At 63.7% G+C, this 2,416-nt stretch carries 4 protein-coding genes; all 4 read right to left on the bottom strand.

Translation table 11 applies throughout. From position 1 onward, the window contains the following. On the bottom strand, window positions 1-662 hold a 662-nt coding region (locus FJ471_RS34420), incomplete at its 3' end, for a DUF763 domain-containing protein (RefSeq protein WP_140811417.1). A 102-nt stretch (window positions 663-764) separates the two neighbouring features. Further along, window positions 765-1,070, bottom strand: coding sequence for a hypothetical protein (locus tag FJ471_RS34425; RefSeq protein WP_140811425.1), 306 nt, complete (start codon window positions 1,068-1,070; stop codon window positions 765-767). A gap of 131 nt (window positions 1,071-1,201) precedes the next feature. Continuing rightward, window positions 1,202-1,534 carry a hypothetical protein gene (locus tag FJ471_RS34430; protein ID WP_140811433.1) on the bottom strand — a complete coding sequence of 111 codons (333 nt, stop codon included), beginning with the start codon at window positions 1,532-1,534 and terminating at the stop codon, window positions 1,202-1,204. A 189-nt stretch (window positions 1,535-1,723) separates the two neighbouring features. Then, window positions 1,724-2,038, bottom strand: coding sequence for a hypothetical protein (locus tag FJ471_RS34435; protein WP_140811441.1), 315 nt, complete (start codon window positions 2,036-2,038; stop codon window positions 1,724-1,726). Window positions 2,039-2,416: the final 378 nt, after the last annotated feature.

Genomic DNA, 2,416 nt, shown 5'->3' on the forward strand with positions numbered 1-2,416 from the left:
GTCTTGAGCAGCTCGATCTGGTCGCCGCGCGCTTTTTCGGCCCGACGGTCGGTGAGGTTGACGATCTGCCCTTGCGCCTCGCCCTCGATCGCCGCGTGCGGCTGGTCGACGAAGCTCTTGAGCCCTTCCGACAGCCAGTGGTAACGGCGCGCCTGGCGGGCGTCGCCATTCATGCCCTGCTGGACAACCACCCAGCGTCCGTCATCGGCGACGATGAAGCCGTGCAGGTAAAGGTCGTAGCCGTCCTGCACGGCGGCGCTGTCCACCTTGGCGACGAGGCGGCTGGCGGTGGCCAAGGCCTTGCCGTCAAGCCCGACGCGATCGCCGATCGCCAGCAGCTCGCCCGGCGTCTTGCGCGAATGCGCGCCGCGCCCGCCGCAGACATGGATGCCGAGCTCGTTGCTGAGCGGGTTGAGGCCGCGCTTCAGCGCGCCGATGACCGAGGTGGTGATGCCGGAGGAATGCCAGTCCATGCCCATCACGGCGCCGAAGGACTGGAACCAGAAGGGATGCGCCAGGCGCCGCAAAAGCTCGTCGCGGCCGTAATGGTGGATGATAGCCTCGCACAGCACTGTGCCGAGCTTCGTCATGCGATCGCCCAGCCATTTCGGGACCCGCCCGCCATGCAGCGGCAGGTCGGCGCTGCCGCTTCGCTGCGTCACCCTTTGTTCTCCCTGGAACCGGCGACTTAGATGGCATTTCGGCTAGAATTTTCAAGCAGCTGATCTCCCCCCGCAAGGGGAAGATCAGCTTGGCGGCCGCTGCTACCGGCGCCCGTAGTGACTGTGATGGTGCCGATGGTGGTAGTGGTGCCTGAAGTGGTAGCGCGGGTGATAGTAGTAATGCCGGTAGTACCGGTGGTGCGGGTAGCGCACGATATAGCCGGGATAATAGTCGTCGTAATAATCGTCGTAGTACGGGCCGCCGCCATAATAGGGACCGCCGTAATACGGCAGATAGCCGCCGAAGGGTGCGAAGCCGAAGCCGAAGAACGCGTGGGCGTCCGCCGGCGCGACCGTGGCCACCGCCGACGCGACGGCGATTGCCGAGGCAAGTAGAAGCTTTTTCATGGCAACCTCCTCCTGAAGGTTCGCATTGACAACGCTTTACGAGCCGAAAAGCTGCCAAGGAGCTGTGCGGTCTGCCCGGAAATCACCGGGATTTGAAGTCGCGCCCGCTCGGAGGCCGCGGGGGGGTAGGGCTAGCCGCAGACGCGCACCTGCCGCATGAAACGATGGTCGTGGCTGCGGGTTCTCACCGTTTCGATCCGGCAATGGCGGCGGGCGTGCGCGGCATTCGGCGGGGCGACATAGAAGCTGTCATGGTCGTCGTGCTCCCCGGGGGCGTAGTTGAGATAGGGGCCACCCCAATAGGAGCCGTAGACCGGTGCGGAGCCGTAGCTGTCGTAAAAATCGCCGAAAGGGCCGTAGTCGAAATAACTGCCGCCGAGGAACACATTGCCCGCATCCGCCGGCGTGACGATGGCCGTTGCCGAAGCCAGGGTGAGCAGCGAGGCGAACACAAATTTGCGCATGACAAACCTTCTCCTGAGGTCGCCATCATAACGCTCGGCACGCCGGAAAAGTCCTGCCGCATCGCGCAATCAGCAAGATTTGAAGGCTTTGTGAGCGCCGAGCCGCCCGGATGCGTGACGAACGATCGCGCGGGACGCCAGAGGCTGTTCCGCGCGATCCCATTTTGACCAGCTTGGCAACTGGCTCGCTTAATAACGGCCGTATCCGTTGCCGCAGACGCGCACTTCCTCCACCACGCGGTGGTGGTGGCGCCAGTGGCTCACCAGCTGGGTGCGGCAATGATGGCGGTGGTGATAGCGCACCACATAGCCGCCATTGTCGTAATCGTCATTGTAGACGTGCCGGTAATAGCGGTGCGGGTAGTACCCGCCATAATCGTCGCCGTAATACCCGTCATAGCCCTGACCGACGCCGATACCGAGCTCAACGCCGCCGGCGCTGGCCGGCGCGATCGCGAACGCCGAGGCGATGGCGATCATCGAAGCAAGCAGAAGCTTTTTCATCGCTGCCTCCTTGAGTTTGCAGGACGCCCCTTCGGCAAGACAAACGGTTTCGGGCGGTTCATGTTCCCGAAAACCCGCGAACCAGGCGCCTTGGGCAAGGCACCGCCTGAAGTGCCAGACGCTTGATTCGGTGCATTGCATCCTGCCCGCAAGATCATGAGCTCGAATATTTATTAGCGCGTCTGCAACCGACCGGGCCGCGGCGCGTTGCACGCCGGCGAAATATCTCTGATCATTGCCAGGCAGCAGGGAGGCTCGATGGTGGCGGCCAATCGTCGGAACGGGGTGGATGGTGCGTCGGAGCCAAGGCTGGCGAGCTTGCTTGCCGCTTCCAGGGGGCATCCGCGCACGGCGCTGCCGACCGTGGCGAGCGTGGTC

Source organism: Mesorhizobium sp. B2-7-1 (genome assembly GCF_006440735.1).
Classification (GTDB): domain Bacteria; phylum Pseudomonadota; class Alphaproteobacteria; order Rhizobiales; family Rhizobiaceae; genus Mesorhizobium.